The 21,692-nt window shown below is 69.3% G+C and carries 20 protein-coding genes; 8 read left to right on the forward strand and 12 right to left on the reverse strand.

Annotated elements, in window-relative coordinates; translation table 11 throughout:
• Positions 1-14 precede the first annotated feature (14 nt).
• On the reverse strand, positions 15-878 hold the full coding sequence (locus RZ1_RS16915; RefSeq protein ID WP_072813675.1) for an alpha/beta fold hydrolase: 864 nt from the start codon (positions 876-878) through the stop codon (positions 15-17).
• A 115-nt stretch (positions 879-993) separates the two neighbouring features.
• Complete coding sequence (locus tag RZ1_RS16920) at positions 994-2,253, reverse strand: NAD(P)/FAD-dependent oxidoreductase (RefSeq protein ID WP_072813676.1); 1,260 nt, start codon at positions 2,251-2,253, stop codon at positions 994-996.
• 233 nt (positions 2,254-2,486) lie between these two features.
• On the opposite strand from RZ1_RS16920, the gene RZ1_RS16925 reads away from it, so the two are divergent.
• Positions 2,487-4,139: a helix-turn-helix domain-containing protein gene (locus RZ1_RS16925; RefSeq protein WP_072813752.1), complete on the forward strand. Its 1,653-nt coding sequence runs from the start codon at positions 2,487-2,489 to the stop codon at positions 4,137-4,139.
• Positions 4,140-4,168: 29 nt separating this feature from the next.
• Here the strand turns inward: RZ1_RS16925 and RZ1_RS16930 are convergent, their stop codons facing one another.
• Positions 4,169-4,783, reverse strand: coding sequence for a TetR/AcrR family transcriptional regulator (locus tag RZ1_RS16930; protein WP_072813677.1), 615 nt, complete (start codon positions 4,781-4,783; stop codon positions 4,169-4,171).
• Positions 4,784-4,809: 26 nt separating this feature from the next.
• Complete coding sequence (locus RZ1_RS16935) at positions 4,810-5,607, reverse strand: IclR family transcriptional regulator (RefSeq protein ID WP_238071887.1); 798 nt, start codon at positions 5,605-5,607, stop codon at positions 4,810-4,812.
• Between the two features lie 201 nt (positions 5,608-5,808).
• On the opposite strand from RZ1_RS16935, the gene RZ1_RS16940 reads away from it, so the two are divergent.
• From RZ1_RS16940 to RZ1_RS16965, 6 genes are read left to right on the forward strand one after another with little or no spacing between them, the layout of a single operon-like run.
• Positions 5,809-7,056 carry an FAD-dependent monooxygenase gene (locus RZ1_RS16940; protein WP_238071888.1) on the forward strand — a complete coding sequence of 416 codons (1,248 nt, stop codon included), beginning with the start codon at positions 5,809-5,811 and terminating at the stop codon, positions 7,054-7,056.
• A 25-nt stretch (positions 7,057-7,081) separates the two neighbouring features.
• Positions 7,082-8,665, forward strand: coding sequence for a class I adenylate-forming enzyme family protein (locus tag RZ1_RS16945; RefSeq protein ID WP_072813679.1), 1,584 nt, complete (start codon positions 7,082-7,084; stop codon positions 8,663-8,665).
• Positions 8,662-9,114 carry a MaoC family dehydratase gene (locus tag RZ1_RS16950; protein WP_072813680.1) on the forward strand — a complete coding sequence of 151 codons (453 nt, stop codon included), beginning with the start codon at positions 8,662-8,664 and terminating at the stop codon, positions 9,112-9,114. The genes RZ1_RS16945 and RZ1_RS16950 overlap by 4 nt, the downstream gene beginning before the upstream one ends.
• Positions 9,115-9,150: 36 nt before the next feature.
• On the forward strand, positions 9,151-10,950 hold the full coding sequence (locus tag RZ1_RS16955) for an FAD-dependent oxidoreductase (RefSeq protein WP_072813681.1): 1,800 nt from the start codon (positions 9,151-9,153) through the stop codon (positions 10,948-10,950).
• 3 nt (positions 10,951-10,953) lie between these two features.
• Complete coding sequence (locus tag RZ1_RS16960) at positions 10,954-12,042, forward strand: maleylacetate reductase (protein ID WP_072813682.1); 1,089 nt, start codon at positions 10,954-10,956, stop codon at positions 12,040-12,042.
• Complete coding sequence (locus RZ1_RS16965; RefSeq protein ID WP_174565216.1) at positions 12,039-12,980, forward strand: hydroxyquinol 1,2-dioxygenase; 942 nt, start codon at positions 12,039-12,041, stop codon at positions 12,978-12,980. Before RZ1_RS16960 ends, RZ1_RS16965 begins: the two co-directional genes overlap by 4 nt.
• A gap of 569 nt (positions 12,981-13,549) precedes the next feature.
• Here the strand turns inward: RZ1_RS16965 and RZ1_RS16975 are convergent.
• The 4 genes from RZ1_RS16975 to RZ1_RS16990 form a co-directional block, all read right to left on the reverse strand.
• Complete coding sequence (locus tag RZ1_RS16975) at positions 13,550-14,443, reverse strand: ferredoxin family protein (RefSeq protein ID WP_238071889.1); 894 nt, start codon at positions 14,441-14,443, stop codon at positions 13,550-13,552.
• A 22-nt stretch (positions 14,444-14,465) separates the two neighbouring features.
• Positions 14,466-15,044 carry a YdeI/OmpD-associated family protein gene (locus RZ1_RS16980; protein ID WP_072813683.1) on the reverse strand — a complete coding sequence of 193 codons (579 nt, stop codon included), beginning with the start codon at positions 15,042-15,044 and terminating at the stop codon, positions 14,466-14,468.
• 4 nt (positions 15,045-15,048) lie between these two features.
• On the reverse strand, positions 15,049-15,579 hold the full coding sequence (locus RZ1_RS16985) for a hypothetical protein (RefSeq protein WP_072813684.1): 531 nt from the start codon (positions 15,577-15,579) through the stop codon (positions 15,049-15,051).
• Between the two features lie 342 nt (positions 15,580-15,921).
• Positions 15,922-16,485, reverse strand: coding sequence for a TetR/AcrR family transcriptional regulator (locus tag RZ1_RS16990; protein ID WP_072813685.1), 564 nt, complete (start codon positions 16,483-16,485; stop codon positions 15,922-15,924).
• Between the two features lie 116 nt (positions 16,486-16,601).
• Here RZ1_RS16990 and RZ1_RS16995 point away from each other — a divergent pair, with 116 nt between their 5' ends.
• Positions 16,602-17,471 carry an alpha/beta fold hydrolase gene (locus tag RZ1_RS16995; protein ID WP_072813686.1) on the forward strand — a complete coding sequence of 290 codons (870 nt, stop codon included), beginning with the start codon at positions 16,602-16,604 and terminating at the stop codon, positions 17,469-17,471.
• Positions 17,472-17,544: 73 nt separating this feature from the next.
• Here the strand turns inward: RZ1_RS16995 and RZ1_RS17000 are convergent, their stop codons facing one another.
• From RZ1_RS17000 to imuA', 4 genes are read right to left on the reverse strand one after another with little or no spacing between them, the layout of a single operon-like run.
• Complete coding sequence (locus RZ1_RS17000; protein WP_072813687.1) at positions 17,545-18,459, reverse strand: exodeoxyribonuclease III; 915 nt, start codon at positions 18,457-18,459, stop codon at positions 17,545-17,547.
• Between the two features lie 2 nt (positions 18,460-18,461).
• Complete coding sequence (locus tag RZ1_RS17005) at positions 18,462-19,220, reverse strand: alpha/beta fold hydrolase (RefSeq protein WP_072813688.1); 759 nt, start codon at positions 19,218-19,220, stop codon at positions 18,462-18,464.
• 15 nt (positions 19,221-19,235) lie between these two features.
• Positions 19,236-20,816 (reverse strand): Y-family DNA polymerase, encoded by a 1,581-nt coding sequence (locus RZ1_RS17010; RefSeq protein ID WP_072813756.1) that lies wholly within the window; start codon positions 20,814-20,816, stop codon positions 19,236-19,238.
• Positions 20,813-21,571 carry a DnaE2-dependent mutagenesis accessory factor ImuA' gene (gene imuA', locus RZ1_RS17015; RefSeq protein ID WP_072813689.1) on the reverse strand — a complete coding sequence of 253 codons (759 nt, stop codon included), beginning with the start codon at positions 21,569-21,571 and terminating at the stop codon, positions 20,813-20,815. The genes RZ1_RS17010 and imuA' overlap by 4 nt, the downstream gene beginning before the upstream one ends.
• Positions 21,572-21,692 lie beyond the last annotated feature (121 nt).

Below are 21,692 nucleotides of genomic sequence, written 5' to 3' on the forward strand. Positions count from 1 at the left end.
CTTTCGTTGACATCTCAGATTCGACCGCGCAGGAACAGCGTGCTCAGCTCGACGAATCGGTCGGCCTGTTCGATCTGCGCCCAATGACCGCAGTGCGGCACAACGTGCAGACGCGCGTTGGGGATCCGCCGGGCCAGCCATTCGCTGCTCTCGGCGGGAACCACGGAGTCCTCGCGGCCGTGGACCAGTAGGACGTCGTTGCCGATCCGCCGCAGCGACGTCTCCGGGACCCGCAGGCCCGGAAGACCGGGTCCGGGTCCGGGCGCGGGAAGCCCGAAGGTGAGGAGGTGGGATCGGCGCACGTCCGGACGCAGCGCCGTCTCGAGCCGGTCCCGTGCGATCGCGTCGATCTCGGCGCCGAACAGGTCCGGATCGTGGAGCATGTACGAAATCAGCTGCTTCATGCTCTCGAGCGAAGGGTCGTTGTAGAACTCGATGAGCTTGAGCAGTTCCCCTGTCGGAGCGGTGTTCCCGCCGCCACCGGCGCCCATGCCGACGACCTTCCCGATCCGCTCCGGCGCGGCGGTCAGCATGTTCAGGGCGACGACCCCACCCAGGGAGTTCCCCACGAGGTGCACCCTGTCCAGACCGAGGGCGTCGAGTAGCGCCAGGTTGCTCAGTACGAGTTGCCGGACACGTCCGCTCGGGGGGAGCTCGGCGGGGTGGCTCGAGTCGCCCCAGCCAACCTGGTCGATCACGAGACAGTCGTAGTCGTCCGCGAATGCCGGGACGGTCGCGGCGTAGTTCGACAAGCCGGTTGCGCCGGGTCCCGATCCGTGCAGGAACAGGATCGCCTCCCCGGTGCGCGGGCCGGCCCTGTTGAGACGGATGCGGAAGCCGCCGGCCTCCACGTCCGAGGTCTCCATCGTCGTCGTCATCGTCGTCCTCTCTGAGTGCGTTTGTGCACGGGCTTAGATACGGTCCGGGGTGCGCGGCAGCCGCGCCCCGGCTCGACCGGATCTGGATGGGAAGAATGTTCGCGTCTGCCCCGGATCACCCGGCGACATCGGCATCGCGCGGGGCGTCCATGTGACCCAGTTGCCGGGCCACCCGGCGCAGGTCGGTACCTGCGGACCGCAGAACGTCATCCGAGACCGCACTTCTGTTTTCCGCCAGTACTTTTGCCGATCGCACGTCGCGTGGCTCGTCCAGGGCGGCTGCGGCGGCGACACGTCCGTCGCGCATCCAGAAGGCTACAAATCCCGGTCCGGTGGTGGAGTCACGGACAACCACCCGGTCGCCGGGCCGTCCGCGCCCGTACATCTGCAGCGTGTGCGCGTACTGGTGCGACCAGAAGTAGGGGATTTCACGATTGACGGTAGCCGTGCCGGCCATGGAGGCTCCGACGGCCGCGCCGTGCCGACGGGCCACGTCCCAGTGTTCGATCCGCCCCCGGCGGCCCATGTGGGGATTGACGTGCGCCGCGATGTCGCCGGCCGCCCAGATCCACGGGTCACTGGTGCGGCCCAGTTCGTCGACCGGGATGCCGTCGGCACAGGCTATGCCCGCCTGTCTCGCGAGCCCGTCGTTGGGGACGACACCGCATCCGACGACGACGGTTGCGGCGTCGAGACGTTCCCCGGTCGACAGCCGAACCGCCTCTACCACGTGCGAACCGACGAATGCGTCGACCGTCCTGCGCGTCGAGATACGCACCCCGCGATCAGTGTGGAGCCGGCAGATGCGCCGGGCAATGTCCGGTCCGACGGCCGCCAGAAGGGGGAGATCGCCGAGTTCGACGACGGTGACATCGATTCCGCGTTCCGATGCGGATGCGGCGATCTCGAGGCCGACGAAACCGCCGCCCACGACGACGAGCGGTCCCCCGGCGCTCAGCCGGGTCGTCAGGGCCGCGGCGTCATCCGCATCCCGCAGGGTGAGGATGTTCCCGAGATCGGCCCCGGGGACGTCCAGCCGTCGTGCCGACACACCTGTGGCAAGCAGCACCCGGTCCGCGGCCAGCTCGTCCCCGTCAGCTGTGTCGATGCGTCGGTCCGCCGGTCGCAGCCTGCGCACCCCGACACCGAGGCGCAACTCGACGCCCAGGCGCCGATACTCCGTCTCGGCCAAGATTTCTCGCAGTCTCCGGTCGGAGAGGTACTCCTTCGACAACGGCGGGCGTTCGTAAGGAGTGTGGGGGTCGGCGTCGACGACGGTGATTCGACCGGCGAATCCGTTGTCTCTCATCGCCGATGCCGCGGCCAGGCCGGCCGCGCCGGCTCCGACGACGACGTGATGCTTGTTACGGGTCAAAGTGCCATCTCCTTCACGGAGCGGTTGGGATGTGCCCCACTCCGCAGGCATGTTGTACGAGTCACAGTATGTCCGCACGGATATCGCCGTCTATCGACTGTTCCGCGCGCCGGAACTCGATCCGCAATGAGGCCGTGAAGTGTTATGTAGCTTCGCATTTCCTGACAATCCAATTGCGAATCGGCACGCGAATCCGCCTGGGCGAGGCCGTGGCCGGGCGTATGCTCGCCCTCATGCCTGTCGAACGATCCGGGCGCACTCAGTACACCGATATCCTGACTGCCCTTCGCGACATCGTCGCGGCCGACAGCGCCGACGACGTGGTGCGCGCGACACTCGCCTCGGTGCGCGCAACTGCGCGTGCCGACGCGGCATTCTGGATGGACGCCAGCGTGGACGGCCTCCACATGGTGGCCGGGTCGGGTCTGAGCCAACCCGAAGCCCATGCGCTGAGCCACATACCGCCCGAACGGGGGCTCGGGGGCGAGGTGCTGCGCAGCGGCGGGCCGGTATCGACACCCGACTACGGCGCGGATCCCCGGGCGATCCCCCGGATGCGGAAGCTACTGGAACGGGAGGGTCTGGTGTCGGCGGCGGCGGTGCCCGTCAGCGGCGCCGGACACATCGGCTCCGTGCTGTATGTGGTCTCGCGCGCACGCCGGCCGTTCGAGTCGACGGAGCTGCGCGCGCTGGCCGGACTCGCCTCGATGGCCGGGGAACTGCGCGAGCGGGCCGCAGAACGAGCACGGCTCGCGCAATGCCTGCGGAGGCTCGAGGACGACCGCGAGCGGTCCCGCGCCGAGCGGGAGCTGTTCCTGTCCACGGCCGAATCGATGCTCACCGGCGCCGGCGTTGATCGCTGCCTCGAACTCGCCGGCGCCGCGCTGGGCGGGGCGCTGCATCTCGAGGGGCCGGACGCCGGCCGGGCGCAGCCGAGCACCCCGACCGTCGACGGGCGCCACCCGACGGTGCGCGTGCGGCAGTTCCGCATCCCCGGAACGGACGACGCCACGCTGACCTTGCGGGGAGCCGCGGCCACCGAGGACGACTCGGCGCGCGTGCTGGCTGCTCTTGTCGGGATGGACCTAGCGCGGCACCGTACCGCCCTCGAAACCGAGATCCGCCTCACCGATCACCTGGTGCGCAGTCTGCTGGACGGGTCGAAGGACGAGCTGCGCCGGCTGTGGCATCGGGCGCTGCTGGTGGGGCTCGACCTCGGCGTCCCTCGAGCGGTCGTCGCCGTGGGAGGTGACCGGTACGTGGATCGGCCGCTGCTCGACACCCTGAGCCGGCGGGTGCGCTCTCGGGTCCCCGACGCGCAGCTGACCATGTTCGAGGGCGACGCGTTCGTGCTGTGGCCGCTGCGCGGCGACGGGGAATCATCCACCCTCGCAACGCACCTCGCGGCGATTGTCGAGGAGTGCCGCCCCCAAGCGCTCGGTGTCGGCATCGGGCCGGTCTGCCGCCGGGCCGAGGACTATCCGGCGGCCGTGCGGGAAGCGCGTTTCGCGCTGCGTGTCGGCGTCCACGGACTGCGTGAACGCACCGTGGTCACCGTCGAGTCGCTCGGAATGTACCGCCTCTTCGCGCACGTCGGCGGTGTCGACGCTCTGGCGGCCGCGGCGGAGGAAGCGTTGGCCCCCGTGCTCCGTGCGGACAGTCGCGACGGCTCCGACCTGCTGCACACACTGCAGACGTATCTGGAGAAGGACCGGCGAGTGGCGGAATCAGCTCGTGCACTGCACGTGCACGTCAACACGTTGCGCTACCGCATCGAGCGCGTCGGCAAGCTGCTCCGCGTCGATCTCGACGACCCGGACGCTCGGTTCTTCCTGCTGCTCGCGCTGCGGTTGAGCACCGTCGTCGGGCGCCGGGACGGCCACTGAGGCGGGCCGCGCGACCGTGCCCCACGCTCTCACGAGCCGGCGTCGCCCTGAGCAATGATGTCGGCGCGCAACATCCGATAGAGTGCGCCGATCTTGCGTTCGAGGTACGCGGTGTCCCCCCCGGATTCGATGACGGCACCGCGCACGAAGGTCACACTGGTCAGGGCGAGTTCGACTGCGAGCGCGCGCGGGTCCCCCACACCACACTCCCGCGCGAACGGTTCGACGACCTCCACCAGCTGGTCGCGCGCGTAGTCGGTGGCCTTGGCCACGACGGCGGCGAGTTCCGGGTCGGCCGCGCCGTGCCATACAATGTCCGCCTCGAGCTGGAAGTACGAGATGTGCTCTGCGATGGTTGCCGCCGCGGCCGACCAGTACGCGCGCATCGCCTCCTCGGAGGAACCTGAAATATCCACCGCCCGAGGAAGGTTGGCGAAGAACCTCCGACTTCCCCGCTCGATCACCGCGGCGAGCAGGCCGGATTTGCTCTTGAAATGGTGGTAGATCGATCCGACGGGAAGCCCCGATGCACGCCGGATGTCCGCGATGGAGGTCCGATGATAGCCCCGAGCCGCCATCAGCTCCTCCGCGACGTTCATCAGGTACTCGCGACTGCTCTGTGAAGTTGCGCCCGCGCTGGACATGGATCCGGCCCCGCCTCTCGACTCGTCTATGCGGATGCGTAACGCACCCCGAGCGACCGGCCGATCGCGGCCGACGCTTCCCGCAGTGGCGAGACGAGTTGCTCGCCGCTGCCGTACCCGCTCGGAAACGCCACCGAGATCGCCGCAATCGCCTTCCCGCCTACGAGGACAGGAACCCCTATGCATGCCAAGCCTTTCGCAGCTTCCTCGCGATCGATCGCGTGCCCGCGGAGACGGACGCCCTCGAGGCACGCGTGCAGGTCGTCCGGACGCACGATCGTCGCGGGTGTCCGTGGGACGAGCGGGTGCGATCGCGACCGGGCGGGGTCCACGGATGCGTGAGCGAGCAGCGCTTTGCCGACCGCCGTGGCGTGAGCCGGCAACCTGCCGCCGACCGAGGCGGGGGTCGGAGTTGCACCGCCGCTCATCTTCGCCAGATAGACCACGTCGTGTCCGCGCAGAACGGCAAGATTCACGGTCTGCCTGGTGGCCCGGTGGATTCGTTCGAGGAACGGGAGCGCCGCATCGCGCAGTTCGACCTCGGCGGAGCAGATCCCCACCGAGAACAACCGCAGTCCCACCTGATAGCGGTCGTCGATGCGCTCGACGGCGCCCACCTCCTGCAGCATGGCCAGGAGGCGGTGGGTCGTGGACTTGGGCAACCCACTTCCGCGCGCAAGTTCGCTCAACGTCATCGACCGCCGGGACTGGGTGAACACGCCCAGGATCTCGAAGGCCCGGCCGAGCAACGATGCGGAAGTCGCACGATCGTCCGGCGCCGAGACAGTGCGGCACCTCAGTCCGGGGCGGGGATCTTCTGCCATAAAAACGCCTCCAAGCTGGCTAGAACGATCGTTCCAACGAACGCTATCCACCAACCGGCACCCTGTCAACGGGTCACGACCGCGCAACTCCTCTGCCGCCTCACCGTGCCCCCGCCTCGGGTCGATACACACAACACCTGACCCGATCACTGGGCGAATCATCCATTGAGCACCGATCCGGGTCCGGCAACAGTCGAAGCCATGACATCCGAATCCCCCGCTCCCCCGGACCCGACGTCGGCGCCACGAACTCACGTTGTGGTCGTCGGCGCCGGCCCCGTCGGACTCGTGGCCGCCCTCGCCGCACACTCCCACGGCCTCCGGACGACCATCCTCGAGGCCGAGGGCAGCAACCGGCTCCGCCCCGGAAGCCGCGCGACCTACCTCTACCGCGAGACGCTGGACCAACTCGACACCTTCTCCCCCGGCCTGGGCGCGCGGCTCGCCCGCGAGGGCGTGACCTGGCCGCGCATCCGTTCGACGTACCACGGCCGCACCGTGTACGAACGGACCTTTCCGCGCGCGCCCCACGGCGCGTTCGGCTCGAGTATCTCGCAGCGACTGCAGGAGCAGGCGATGCTCCAGCACGTCGAGAAGGCCGGGATTCCGATCCGGTGGAACAGCCGGGTCGGCAGCGTGTCGTCCACCGCGGACGAGGTCTCGGTCCACCTCGTCGACGGCAGCACGATCGATGCGGATTACGTCGTCGCCGCCGATGGTGCACACTCCGCCGTACGCACGTCACTGGGAATAGAGATGGAAGGCCCACGCTCCGACGCGTCCTTCGTCATCGTGGACGTCGACGAGGTTGCCGACGACCCGCTGCCCCTCGTGCGGGAGTTCCACTACCGGCACCCGGCGGTCGAAGGACGCAACGTTCTCGTCCTGCCCTTCCAGGGCGGGTGGCGCCTCGACCTCCAGGCACGCCGAGACGACGACGTCGAGGCCCTCCAGTCGGCCGACGGCACCGCCGCCTGGGTCGCGGCCGTTCTCGGCGAACGCTACCGCGAGCGCGTCGCGTGGGTCTCGCGCTATCGATTCCATCGCGCGGTCGCCGCGCGATTCACGGACCCACACAACCGTGTGTTCCTCGCGGGTGAAGCGGCGCACCTGTTCGCACCGTTCGGCGGCGGACGCGGATTGAACTCCGGAGTGCGCGACGCGCAAGCCGCGATCGAGGCGTTCGCCGGCGCGGCTCGCGACGGCGGGGACGCCGCCGCCCGGGAACAAGTCGGTGCGGCGGGCGAGACACGCCGCCGTGCAGGACATTTCAACGCCGATGCTGCCGGTGGCGCGCTCGCCCAAATGGAGGCGAACACCGTGCTCGACCGGGCCGTGCAACGGGGTGCGGCGTTCGCCGCGCGCTGGTGGGCCCGGCCGGGAATGTGGCTGGACAGCCGGGTGACATCCGGTTCTGCCGAACGCTTCTCACCGTCCACTCGCTTCTGACCATCGCCGCACGCCGAGGACCATCATGATCGATCAACCGTATCCCGCCTCCGGCACGCCGAGCACCAGCCTCTGGGACGTGTTCACCGGTCGCGCCACCGCCCATCCCGATCGCGAGGCTGTCGTGCACGGTCCGTTCCGCTGCACCTACGGCGGACTGCGCGAACAGGCCGAACGCACTGCCGCCGGTCTCGAGGCACTGGGTGTGCGCGCCGGCGACCGAGTCGGCATGCTCTCGTACCCGCGCCCCGAAGTCGTCGCCGTCTATCTTGCGTGCGCCCGGCTGGGCGCAATCTTCCTCGGGATCGGAACGCGGGTGAACGAGAAGGAACTGGACTACATCCTCACGGACGCCACGCCCTCCGTCCTTGTCACCGTGGAACGATTCGAAGGCACGCAGTTCGGCGCCCTCGTCGATCGGGCCGCGGAACGCCACGACATTCAAGCCGTCGTTCATCTCGGTGACGAGCCGGGCGGGCCATTGCCCTTCGAAGGGGTTCCCGCACTATCCGTCGCGCGGCCCGTCGATCCCGACGCCCCGCTGTCGATCGTCTACACGTCCGGGACAACGGGGGACGCGAAGGGCGCCGTCGTGACCCATCGCGGCATCCTCACGTTCTCCGCGCTCCTGCGCCACACCCCCGTCGAGGCGCCACGAATCCTGTCGCTCATGCCGATCGACCACATCGGTGGTCAGGGCAACGAGGTCGTGTCCGCGATTCTGTCCGGCGGCACCCTCGTCCAGCTGCCGCGCTTCGACGCCGGCGGCGCGCTCACCGCGATCGAGCAGGAGAAAGTCACGCTCTGGCAGGGAGTCATCCAAACCATGCTCAACAGGCTCATGGCACACGATCGGTTCGAGACCGCGGACCTCGGCTCGCTCGAGCGGTTGTGGTGGGTCGGACCGTTGCCGGTGAGCCTGGCGGAACGCCTCGCCGCCCGTATCCCCGTCGTCGGCGCCTCCTACGGAATGACGGAGGTCGGGTGCATCACCATGACCGATCGGGACATCACCCCTGCGGACGCAACCCGCACCGTCGGCAAGCCGCTCGACGACATCGACATCCGGATCGAACCGATCCCGGGACACCGCCCCGGCGAACCCGGCGAGATCCTCGTACGACGAAACCCGTTGATGCAAGGGTACTGGCGGAAACCCGAGAAGACAGCCGAGGCGATCACGCCGACGGGCTGGCTCCGCACCGGCGATCTCGGGTACTTCGACGACTCGGGAAACCTTGTCCTGGCCGGTCGTTCGAAGCTGCTCATCCGCTCCGGCGGCTACAACATCTCGCCGATGGAGATCGAGCAGATCGTCGAGAATCACCCCGGCATCCAGCTCGCTGCCGTGGCCGCCGTGCCGGATCCCGACCTCGGCGAAGCCGCCCACATGCTTGCGATCCCAGCGCCCGGGCACGCCCCGACCGAGGACGACGTGAAGACGTTCCTTCGCGAGCGTCTCAGCTCCTACAAGATCCCCAAGAGCGTGCAGTTCTGCGACCGGATCCCGCTGCTCGCCAACTCCAAGCTCGACCGCCGGGGCGTGCAACAGATGCTCGGCCCGAAAGCCGCTACGACCGCCCCAGTCCCGTCCCAGGAGGAACGATGATCGTCTTCGACAGCACTGCCGATCTCACCGACCACGTCGGCACGCACCTGGGCTCCAGTCCGTGGGTGACGATGGACCACCAGCACATCCGCGGATTCGGTGAAGCCACACACGACTTCAACTGGATCCACTTCGACGCCGAGCGCGCCGCGGCCTCCCCGTTCGGATCGATCATCGCGCACGGGTACCACACGTTGGCGCTGATCGGCGGGCTCATCCAGCAGACCATCGATACATCCTTCTGCTCCGTCGGACTCAACTACGGCCTCAACAGAGTTCGCTTCCCCGCCGCGGTTCCGGTCGACTCGCGAGTGCGTCTGGACCTGCACCTGACCGACACCTTGCCCTTCGACGGTGGTGTCGACGCCGTCTACCGGTGCGTCATCGAGATCGAGAACGACGACAAGCCCGCCTGCGTCGCCGAGGTGATCTTCCGCTACTACGACTGACACCCACCTTCTGCCCACCCTGCCTTCGGAGTACCCATGCCTGTCTTCCACGACGGTCTCGACGAGACCGCCCCTCCCCCCGGCCCGGTCGTCGAAACCGACGTCGTCGTCATCGGATCCGGCCCCGCCGGGGCGTCGGCCGCACTGTTCCTGTCCACCCTCGGCATCGACAACATCATGATCACCAAGTACCGGTGGACCGCCAACACGCCACGCGCCCACATCACCAATCAGCGGACGATGGAGATCTTCCGTGACGTGGGCATCGAACAGCAGGTCCTTGCGGAGGCGTCCCCCCACGACATCATCGGCGACACCGTGTTCTGCACCGCCCTGGCCGGTGAGGAACTCGGGCGGATCCTGTCGTGGGGTACCCACCCCGCCCGCGAGGCCGACTACGTGCTCGCCTCGCCGTCCCTCAACTGCGACATCCCGCAGACGCACCTCGAGCCGATCCTCGTGAAGAACGCCACGGTCCGTGGTACGCAGACGCGGTTCTCGACCGAGTACCTCTCGCATTCCGAGGACGCCGACGGGGTCACCGTCCGGGTTCTCGATCGGCTCGACGGCCGCGAGTTCGATATCCGGGCCAAGTACATGATCGGGGCGGACGGCGCCCGCTCCACGATCGCAGCCGCCCTCCAGCTGCCGTTCGAGGGCCGGATGGACATTGCCGGTTCGATGAACATCACGTTCCGCGCCGACCTCACCGACCTCGTCGCGCACCGCCCCTCGGTGCTGTACTGGGTGGTGCAGCCCGGCTCGGATGTCGGCGGCATCGGCGCCGGACTCGTCCGCATGGTGCGCCCCTGGAACGAATGGCTCGCCGTGTGGGGTTACGACATCGAGCTGCCGGCACCGGAGATGAACGACGACCGCGCCCGGGAGATCGTCCGCACCATGATCGGTCGCGACGACATCGACGTGGAGATCACGGGCTACTCGCTGTGGGGCAACAACGAGATGTACGCCACGCACATGCAGACCCGCCGGGTCTTCATCGCCGGTGACGCCGCCCACCGTCACCCGCCGAGCAACGGTCTCGGCTCCAACACCTCCATCCAGGACTCCTACAACCTCGCCTGGAAGATCGCTGCCGTGCTGGAAGGTCGCGCCGGTCCGGGACTGCTCGAGACCTACTCCGTCGAACGTGTCCCTGTCGCCGAGCAGATCGTCAGGCGGGCCAACAAGTCCAGTCGTGAATTCGTGGGAATCTTCGAAGCCCTCGGCACGACCCGGGCAACGACGATCGAACACATGCAAGCCGAGCTCGCCGAACTCCGGGCCGACACACCCGCAGGCGCCGCCAAGCGGCAGGCGCTCGCGGCGGCGATGGAACTCAAGAACTACGAGTTCAACGCCCTCGGCGTGGAACTGGGGCAGAACTACGCCGGTTCCCCCGCGGTGGCCGGGGACGGGAGCGCCCTGCCCATCCCCGCTCGGGATCCGGAACTCTACTACGAGCCGCACACGTATCCCGGTGTGCGCCTGCCACATTGCTGGGTGGGTGATTCGACGAGCAGGATGTCGACACACGATCTGGCGCAGTACACGCAGTTCACTCTCCTCACCGGCAAGACCGGCCGGGCGTGGGCCGGCGCGGCGGCGAAGGTCTCGGAGGAACTCGGCGTCGACGTGGTCCCGATCGTGATCGGAGCCGGCGAGCCGGTACAGGACCTGTACTTCGACTGGGGCAGGCTGCGGGAGGTGGCGGAGGACGGGGCGGTCCTGGTCCGGCCGGACACTCACATCGGCTGGCGAGCACACCGTTTGGCGGACGACCCGGTGACCGCACTGCGCGACGCCATGCTCCACATCCTGCACCGGCAGGCGTGACCGATGGGACTGTCGTTCACCCACGAAACCCGTCCGCAGCGCGTGGTGTTCGAAGCCGGAGGCGCACGCCGTCACCTCGCCGCCGAGATCGACCGGCTCGGCGCCGCGCGGATCATGCTCGTGGCATCGGCGGCGGAAGGCACCCTCGCCGACCGCATCGTCGGGGACCTGCCGGTGGTTCGCCGCTGGTCGGAGGTCCATCCGCACGTCCCCGTCGAGGTTGCGCGACGAGCACGCCGGGCCGCAATCGACGCCGACGCCGACGCCCTCGTCAGTGTCGGCGGGGGATCGGCCGTCGGCCTGGCCAAGGCCGTCGCGATGACCACCGCCCTACCGATCGTGGCCGTGCCGACCACCTACGCCGGCTCGGAAGCGACCGACGTGTGGGGGCTGACCGACAACGGCGTGAAGACCACCGGCGCCGACAACGCGGTCCTGCCGACCTCGGTCGTCTACGACTCCGAACTGACCGTCGGCCTGCCGGTCGATCTGAGCGTCGCCAGCGGCCTGAACGCGCTCGCCCACTGCGTCGACTCGCTGTGGGCACCGCGCGCCGATCCGATCAATACCGCGCTCTGCCTCGAGGGCGCCCGTGCTCTCGCCACCGGCCTGCCGGAGGTTGTCGCGGACCCCGGCAGTCTCGACGGCCGCGACCGCTGCCTGTACGGCGCGTACCTCGCTGCCGTGGGGTTCGCGTCGGCCGGCGCGGGCATGCATCACAAGATCTGCCACGTCCTCGGTGGCGCTTACGGTCTGCCGCATGCGCAGACCCACGCCGTCGTGCTGCCCCACGTGCTGGCCTTCAACGCCGCGTCGCTCCGCCCGCTCGGCCGGCACCTCGCCGGCGCGCTGGGGTCCCCGACCCCGACGGATCCCGATGCGGCCTCCGATGCGCTCGACGAACTACGGCGGCTCCTGAACGCTCCGACGTCCCTCGCCGAGCTCGGGATGCGCGAGGCGGACCTGCCCGACGCGGTGCAGCGCTGCCTTGCCGCCGTTCCTGACACCAATCCCACACCCGTCACGCCGCAGAACCTGACCGAGCTGCTGTACGCGGCGTGGTCGGGTCGGCAGACCCGGAGGACTCCGTGAACACCCCATCCGATCACCAGCCGCTCCACCCACCCGCCGTTTCGGTCGACCCGACGCCCACCGTGTCGCCAGAACAGGCACGACGCGAGCAGGACCTCGTCGACCGGGTGGTCGCGTCGTTCGACGACACCGAGTCGCCGCGCCTGCGTCAGCTCATGCAGGCACTCGTCCGGCATCTGCACGCGTACGTTCGCGAGATTCGGCTCACCGAACAGGAATGGAGTACCGCGATCGCCTTCCTCACCGAGTGCGGACACGTCACTGACGACAAACGCCAGGAGTTTGTCCTCCTGTCGGACGTCCTCGGGGTGTCGATGCAGACCGTCGCCGTCGGCAACGAGGCCGTCGGCGACGCCACCGCGTCGACCGTGTTCGGGCCGTTCTTCGTCGACGGGTCACCGCGCATCGAGTCGGGCGGCGACCTGACGTTCGGCGCGAAGGGCCAACCGTGCCGAGTGCAGGGCACCGTCCGCGACCTCACCGGCCGGCCTGTGCCGGGGGCGCGCATCGAGGTGTGGGAGGCCGATGAGGATGGACTGTACGACGTGCAGTACCGCGACGACCGCGTCGCGGCTCGCGCTCACTTGTTCACCGGCGACAACGGCCGGTACAGCTTCTGGGGACTGACCCCCACCCCCTATCCGATTCCGCACGACGGTCCGGTCGGGCGGCTGCTCGAAGCTGCCGGGCGGTCACCGATACGCGCGTCCCACCTGCACTTCATGGTGTCCGCGCCGGGACTTCGAACACTCGTCACCCACATCTTCGTCGATGGCTGCGACTACCTCGACCGAGACAGCGTGTTCGGAGTCGCGGACTCGCTCGTCAAGGACTTCGTCCAGCACTCGGCCCAGGAGCCGCCGCCGGACGGGCACGACCTCGCGGGGCGTAGCTGGGCGAGCGTCGATTTCGACATCGTGCTGGCGCCCGCCGAGTAGGCCGGCGACGCCGGTACCGACGACCGAGCTCGTGCGGCGAGGGCCTGGACGCGGACGGTGACGTCCGAGTTCGCTCGGGAATGCGGATTCCGGCCTCGGCGAGAGGCTGCGCCGCATCCTCCGCGGTGGACGGCCGGCCGGTGGCGATGTAGCTGCCGGTCGGCATCACGGAGTGGACGATGTCCGGGTAGACGTGCACGAGGTTGAAGCCCTGGGCACCGTCGTGGCCACGCTGGCACCCGACCGGAACGTTGAGGTCCTGGGTGGAGCAGGTCGGCGATGCCACCAAGACAGGGATGCCCGCGAAGGTCGCGGGCGCGGTGTACCGCCCCGGTGGTCGGCAAGGATGGTCCGCAGTCTGTTGAACTATCAGGCTGTTGAACTATTGGGCCGGGTGGACGGCAGCTGGGTCGAGCAGGAGTTTCCTGATGGTGGCGCGGTCGTCATGGTTGCCCCTTGCCCACACGATTTGCGCGGTCCACACGATCTGCGCGCTGAGCGCCACCGAGGCAAACCCGCCAAGACCGCGCGGCTTCGAATCCACGTCGGGAAATCGGGGAACTCACTCACTACAGCGCGGTGACCTTCTCTGCGACGATCGGGCGCACCGGCTTCGGTGCCGCACCGCAGCTCGCCGGTCGCGGCGGCAGTTCGCGCACCCCGACGTCGACGCGCCAGGCGCGGCCGTCGCGGTGACGCACGATCGGCCCGGCTGCTTCGTCGACGGTGACGGCATCGACGTCAGTGCTGGTGGCGGTGGCGGTGGCGGCACCGAGTTCGCGCACCGCGATCTCCGCGACCTGACCGGCCGCGGCCCACGTGCTGCGTCCGCGCAGTCCCGGCAGGTACACCTGGTCCTCGGCCGCGGCACGCACGGCGTCGGCGCTGCGCGCGGCGTCGAGGCGTCCGTAGGTGTAGCCGGTGGGCAGCAGGATCATCGACGGCGCGAAGCGGTGCCCGCCGGTGTGCGAGCACTCCCACACCGCGTCGCCGAACTGCTTCCCGAGGGCGGCCGCGATCGGCCGGCCCTGTACCGCGCAGCACTGGTCGCGCTTGCCGTGCGCGCACACCAGCACGACCGGGTCGGTCACCGCGGCGCCCAGCCCGGGCGCCGGGCCGGCGACGACCCGCGGCACCACGTCGAGCAGCTCGGCAGGTTCGGCGACCTCGAGGCGTTCGCACCATGTGTTTCCGGGTTCGGTGCGGGCGATCAGCACGGTGTGGGCCGGGCGCGCCACGTCGCGTCCGGGGCGGCGGATGAACAGGATCCGCACCCCCGCCGCGTCGGCGCGGGCGGACAGTTCGGTGGCGAGCTCGGTTCCGAGGGCGGTGCCGTCGAGCACGTCCCGACCCCACCCGGAGGGGACCTCGAGGCACACGTACCCCGGTGCCGTGGCGGCGGTGCCGGGCAGCGGCTCCTCGGGGACGGACAGCGCAGAGCAGATGGGGGCGGCGATCGTCACCCGGTCATTGTCGCCGGTTCGGTTACTCGTGGAAGCGTCGGCCCTCGGCGAGCTGCCGGACGAACTTCTCGATCCGGCGCGCACGGGTCTCTGGCCGCTTCGCGTCCTGCAGTCGATAGACGATCGCGAATCGGTTGCGGCCGTCGAGAGTCGCGTAGAACGCCTCCGCGTCCGGGTTCTGCGCGAGCGCGTCGAGGAAGTCCTGCGGCACCTGTGCCGTGCTCTGCCCGGCGTAGGCACGGTCCCAGCGGCCGTCGGCGCGGGCCCGCTCGATCTCGGCCAGCCCGGCCGGCTCGAGCCGGCCTTCGGCCTCGAGCCGTTCGGCGCGTTCCCGGTTGCGCTGCGACCACGGGCTGCGAGCCCGCCGCGGGGTGATGCGCTGCAGTGAGAAGTCGGCGTCGAAACTGCGGGCCTGGCTGTCGATCCAGCCGTATCGCAACAGCTCACCGACGAGTTCGTCGTACGTCACCGAGGTCTGCGGCGACGCCTTCTTGGCGAGCTTGACCCAGATTCCGTCCGAGTTGCCATGGTGGATGCGCAACCAGGCATCCAGGGCGTCGCGGTCCGGGAAGTACTCGACAGGCAGTTCCGGCGTGGGCACGCGATCAATCCTCGGCGCCGCGCAGCCGCCGGACGCCGGCGCGCGTCCATACGCGCACGAACCCTTGGAACAGATAGGCGGAGCAGCCGAGCGCCAGTACCCATTTGGTGATGCTGATCGTGGATGCGGCGCGGACGGTGGTGTGGTCGATGCGGTCGCGGTGGTCGAGCAGATACAGACCGGCGATGTTCTCCACGTAGTCGCCCGCGGCGGCGATCGCCGGTGCCGCGGCGAGGATGCGGCGGGTAGTGGGCGACAGCGGATGATGCTCGGCCAGCGAGCGCGCACCGGCACGCAAGGCAATCGCAAAGGTCAAGGGGTGCACCATGTCCCAGTAGTAGTGCTGCCGATAGCGCCGCAGATCGTCGGGGCCGAGATTGTCGAGGATCTTCCGGTACTTGTCAGCCGAGAACGTGGTCTGGATCGTGCCCACGGTCGGAGCCGTGGACCCGAGGACGCGGGCGATGTTGGCCTGGGAAACCACGAACACCGCAGCTGAGCCGAGGAGGCGACGATCCGATCCGGTGAGAGCCATGCGGACGATGCTACCGACTGCGCAGCGCCTCCGGGTGGATCATTCGACGTCGGCGGCCTCGAAGATCAGGCACTGCGCGGGAGTCGCTCGGGGCGCGGCCGTTGCTCGATGCTGCCGTCGACATCCGCGCGACCCGACGACAGCCGCGGATGTCCGGCTGCGCGCGCATGACCGCCACGCCGCGGCTGCCGACCGTTACCCGCTTTAGCCGAAATCAACTCCGGCGTTACCGAATTCGCGGCAGCTGCCGAATCCCGCCTCTTCGCGGCATACAGGTTCGAGCGGTCGTCGCGACACCCTCGGGTCGGGTGGTGGATCGTCAGCGAAGCTCGAGGGAGGTGCTCAATTTCCGGGCGCGGTTGCTGCGTCGAGGAGAATCTCTGCGACGCGGCGCGCCTGCTGCGCTACGTCGCCACCGCAGATGGGGGCCGAGGCCATCGCCCCGTTGGCCAGGATCGCGAGCTGATCTCCCAGCTCCGCTGGGGCCCCTGCAGCCTGCGCGAGTTCTCGGAGATAGTCGCGGAAGGCCCTTTTGTGGTGTCGTGCGATCTCGGCGACCGCCTCGGACTCGCCACCGAGTTCTCCGAAGGTGTTGATAAAAGTGCATCCGCGAAAGCTGCTGTCTCCGAACCAGACTTCGAGATAGTCGAACACGGCGAGAACCCTGCGGCGTGGGTCGGTGCGGGCTTCGACGTGGCGACGGACGTCGGCGAGAACATTCCGATCACGCCTGGTGAGTACGGCGTGAACGAGGCTGTCCTTGGATGGATACAACTGGTAGAGGCGTTTGAGGGAAATCCCCGCCTGGGTGCGGATCGCGTCGATGCCGACGGCTTGAATGCCGTGGTCGTTGAACAACTGCTCGGCCACGTCCAGCAGTCGCGTCTCGGCGAGATCGGCGTTCATTTCAACCTTCCACTTGCGGAGAGAACCATCGTTCTCTACAGTACCTCACACGGGCGGAGAACGATCGTTCTCCACTCGGGGGAACGATCGTTCTCCATGTCGATGGAGGTGTACAAATGTTCGCTCCGATCTTTACTCATCACACCGTCTCGATCGACGGACTCGACGTCTTCTATCGAGAGGCCGGCGACCGGTCGAATCCGACACTGGTCCTGCTGCACGGGTTTCCGACCAGTTCTCACATGTTCAGAGGTCTCATGGCCGATCTTGCGGACGACTTCCACCTGATCGCCCCCGATCACATCGGTTTCGGTAGCTCTGCGATGCCGTCCGTCGACGACTTCGACTACAGCTTCGACCGACTGGCCGAGATCACGTGGACACTGCTGGAAGAGTTGTCGCTCGAGCGGTACGCGCTCTATATCCACGACTACGGCGCACCGATCGGGCTTCGGATCGCGACCCGGAAGCCGGAACGCGTGACCGCGCTGATCACTCAGAGTGGTAACGCGTACACGGAGGGGTTTACACCGTTCTGGGAGGTCTTGTTTGCCCACGCCGCAGATCGAAAGACGCACGAGTCGGCTGTGCGCGAGCTGCTCGAGCCGGCAGCGACGCACTGGCAATACACCCACGGCGTGCCCGACGACCGCGTAGGCCGACTCGCCCCCGAGACCTGGCTGCTGGATCAGGCCGGTCTGGACCGGCCGGGCAACAAGGAGATCCAACTCCAACTGTTCTGGGACTACCAGTTCAATCTCGAGGCCTACCCGGCCTTTCAGGAGTACTTCCGGCAGTGGCAGCCTCCGACCCTGGTCGCCTGGGGGCGGAACGACGAGATCTTCGGGCCTGCCGGAGCGCAGGCATTCCGACGCGATCTGCCTGACGCCGAGATCCATCTCCTCGACGCCGGCCACTTCGCGCTCGAGACCCACCGGCATGAGATCGCGGCTCTTGCCCGCGATTTCCTTCAGCGCACGCTGTGACGGGTCTCAGACACGTTGACAACTACCGCCGGCGGCGCGCGGATGTCCGCCTCGCAGGCGACTGCGGGTAGCGTCAGACGTCGTAGTCGACGACCACCGGCGCGTGATCGCTCATCCTGCGATCCGCCGACGGTTCCCGGTCCGTGCCTGCGACGGTCGCGGTGCGCGCCAGGCCCGGAGTGGCGAGGTGGTAGTCGATCCGCCATCCGACATCGTTGGTGAACGACTCCCCCATCCACGACCACCACGAATACGGGCCGTCGACGCCCGGGTACCGGCTGCGGACGACTTCGACGAGGGTGCGCGGCGAGAGCAGCGAATCGAACCACGCGCGTTCCTCCGGCAGGAATCCCTCGGCCTGGTTGCTGCGCCGCCAGTTCCGCACGTCGTAGCGGGTGTGCGCGATGTTGAGGTCGCCCATCAACAGCAGTTCCCGGCCCTGCGCACGCGCCGCACGCCGCGACCGCGTCAACTGCCGCGCGAACGCGGCGAGGAACCGCATCTTGCGGTCGTACCGGGCGCCGCCGTCCGGTGCCTCCCGCATGCGGCCCGGCTTCTGCAGGTGCGCCGGGAGGCCGCCTTTCGGCAGATACAGCGACGCGACGGTGAGCGGCGCCTCGGCCAGATCGACCTCGATGTACCGGCCCTGGCCGGCGAACTCCCCCAGGCCACGCGCCAGCGTCACCGGATCCAGGTCGAGCCGATCGGCGTGTTCCTCACCGGGTGCGCGCAGCAACGCGGTCCCGCTCCAGGTGCGCACCGCGGCGGGCGGTTGCGCGGTCAGGACGCCGACACCGTTGCGGCCGGCGAGGGTGCCCTCGTCGTAGGTGAAGTGGTACTTGCCGAACACGCCGGACGGAATCGCGGCGGCCGGGGCGCGGACCTCCTGCAACGCGACCACGTCGGGGTCACGTTCGCGCAGCCAGTCCTCGAATCCGCGCCGCTGCGCCGCGCGGATGCCGTTGATGTTGAAGGTCGCGATCCGCACGGTCAGCCCATGAGGAACGGCAGCACAGCCGCCTCGAAATCGCGAAAGCGGTCCCGGTGGATGCTGTGCCCGCACGCGATGTCGCGGACAGCGCAGCTCGGTAGCGCCGCAGCGGCCTCGGCGAGCAGCCGCGGATCGACCAGGCTGCCGGGCCGCACACCGCGCAGGAACAGGGTCGGCGCGGCGGTGTCCGGCAGTCGCTGCCACCACCGCTGATCCGGGGTGTGGAACTGTTCGATGGCCGAGGCGGTCATGGTCCGGTCGAACGCGATCGCCGCGCGCGGGTTCCGCACCAGACTGCTGGTGGCGTGCCACAGCTCCGCGACGGTGGGCCGGCGGGACGCGAGCACGGGGATCGGATCGCCGGTGCGCAGCGGCAGCGGCGACTCCTCGAGCACGAGACGGCGCACCAGGTCCGGGCGGTCCTGCGCGATGAGCGAACCGGTCCGGCCGCCGAGCGAGTGACCGACCAGGTCGACGGTGTCGAAGTTCAGGTGGTCGCACAAACCCGTGATGTCGGCGGCGAACTCGCCGAACCGGTACGACCCGGCCCGGGCGCTGCGTCCGTGTCCGCGCAGGTCGACCGCGACGACCCGTCGTCCGGCGGCGACGAGACTGCGTGCGAATCGGTCCCAGGTGCGGCTGTCGCCGCCCATGCCGTGCACCAGCACTACCGGCACGGGGTGGGTGCGGGCGCGCCCCGCCGAGTCGCGGTAGGCGATCGCCACACCGTTCGGCTCGGCTGTCAACACGGTTTCCACGGATACCGAGCCTACTCAGTCGTAGACCCCCTCCACCTTCCAGCCGTCCGACGTGTGGATCACCAGCAGCGCCCGCGACCCGTCGAGCAGCACCTGCAGTCGCGCCACCGTCCGGGCCGCGGCCGGATCCCACCAGTATTCGTCGACCGGCCACGGACCGGCCCAGCCCACCACCGGCCATCCCCGGCTTCCCCACCGTAGATGCGCCGGCGCCTCGTTCAGCAGCCCTCGCTCGGTCACCGTGACCGCGTCTCCCGCGTCGTCGAGCAGCGAGATCGACGGAGGGGCGGTCAGCACCATCGCCGGGGCGGGGGGCGGGAGCCGGCCCGGCCACGGCGCCTCCGGGTCCGACGCGGGAACCTGTTCGTCTCCGACCGGAACCAGGGTGATCCGTTCGGCCGGGCCGCGACCGCCGCTGAGCACCCCCATCAGCACGGCTTCACCGCCGAGCAGGCCCTGCACCCGCACCAGCGCGCGGCGGGCCCGTTCGTCCTCGTCGCCGACGCCGCCCCACAACCCCGGTTGCAGCGCACCGGCCGACACCACCTCCACCGGGTCCAGTCGCAGCAGCTCGATGCCGGTATCGAGGTCCACCGCGGGCCGGTCCCTGCTCCGCCCGGTGAGCCAGCCGTCGAGTTGCCAGCGCACCCGGTCGGCGGTGCCGTCGGGGGTCAGCGGCTCGGCGCAACGCCAGGTCCGGGCCAGCTCCTCGCCGTTGCCGGTGCGCGCCGCCACCAGCAGCCGGGTACACGCGACCCCGGCCGCCGCGAGGCGCACGTGCAGCAGTTCGGCGAGGGCGCGGCCGGCGAACGCGGCCGCGTCGACCCGGTCCAGCGGCGGATCGCAGCGCTGTTCGACGGTCAGGTCCGGGGGCAACTCCCGACCGGACGGGGGCCGCTCCGGATGTCCCCGCGCGGTGCGGTGTGCCGCGACCGCGTCGGTCCCGAAACGGGAAGCGACGTCCCCGGCCGGCAGTGCGGCGAAGGCTCCGATCGTGCGCAACCCGAGACGACGCAGCAGATCGACCAGTTCCTCGCGTTCCGGTGCCGCCAGGGACGGTTCGACAGACAACTCGGAAATCGGCAGCGGAGCAAGGAATTCTGCTCCCTTCCCCGGGGGTACCAATGTCCCGTGGCGCGCCGCGAGCACCGCGGTGGACAGTTCGTCGGCGACCCCCACCTGACATTCGACCCCGAGAGCGGCGACCTCGTCGACCAATCGTTCCCCGGCGGCCTCCTCCGAACCGAACCAGCGGACGACGCCGCGGGCGGCGAGCACCACCAGGCCCGGGCGGAGCACCTCGACACCGGGCGCGGTCGCGTCGACCGCCTCCACCACCGGTTCGAACAGTCGCGCATCGCGACTCGGATCCGACTGCAGCACACATAGCTCCGGGCATCTCCCCTGAGCTTCGCGGCGCCGCAGACCGCGGCGCACGCCGGCCGCGCGGGCGGTCGCCGAGCACGCGAGCACCCGGTTCGCCGACATCACCGCGACCGGTTCCGTCGCGGGCAGGTCCGCCGCCGCGGCCGCGGCGACCGCGGGCCAGTCCGGACACCACAGGGCCAGCACCCGCGCCGGTTCGCGGGTGCTCACAATGCCACCGGGCGGTCCGGCCGGCGCGACGAGTCGCCGCGATCCGCGTGCATCCATTCGATCCGGGTGCGAGTGGCACACACATCCATCCGGGTGGTCCGCGCCGGGAACGCCCGCCCCTGGGCCCGCACCGACAGCCGGGTGCCGCACAACCGGCCACGGCCCACCTCGAGCCCCTCGTAGCCGCTGACCTGCGCGTCGAGTCGAACCTGCGCCCCGTCCCACCGGCCGTCGACGACGACCAGCACCGCCCCCTTGCTGCGGGCGCGGGCGGCCACGGCCCGGGTCCGCGACGGCGGCACCGCGATCCCGCCGAGACCGAGGATCACCAGGTCCATGCCGTCGAGCAGGACCGCCGCGATCTCCACCGGATCGGGGCCGGGATCGGGAATCACGGCGACCCGCTGCAGCTGCGCTCCCATTTCCGCGGCGGCGAGCAGACTCAGCCGACGGTGGCCGATCACGGCGGCGTGCCCTCCCGCAGCGGTCGCCGAGGCGAGAATCCCGATCAGCAACGACGTTGCCCCCGAGACGGATACGACGGAACCGCGGACGAGGCCACCCTGGGGCAGCACCTCGGCGAGCGGTTCCGGGACCGGCAGCAATCGGTCGGCGGGTACGGCGACGGGAGCAACGACGCGTTCCGCCTCCCCGCGCGCGGGTATCGCGGCCATCCGTCGGCGCAGCGACTCGAGCCGCTCCTGCCGGGACAGTCTTTCCGCACCGTCGAGCGGGAACTCGGCGAGCTCACCCACATGCACCCCTTCGTCATCTGCCGGTCGTGCGCACACGACCCACCGACACCACGGGGAAGACGCGGTTCAGTCACAACTGTCGAACATATTTTCGAACCTTTTCAGTAGACCCGATCTTGGG

It is taken from the genome of Rhodococcus zopfii NBRC 100606 = JCM 9919 (assembly GCF_001895025.1).
Classification (GTDB): Bacteria; Actinomycetota; Actinomycetes; order Mycobacteriales; family Mycobacteriaceae; genus Rhodococcus; species Rhodococcus zopfii.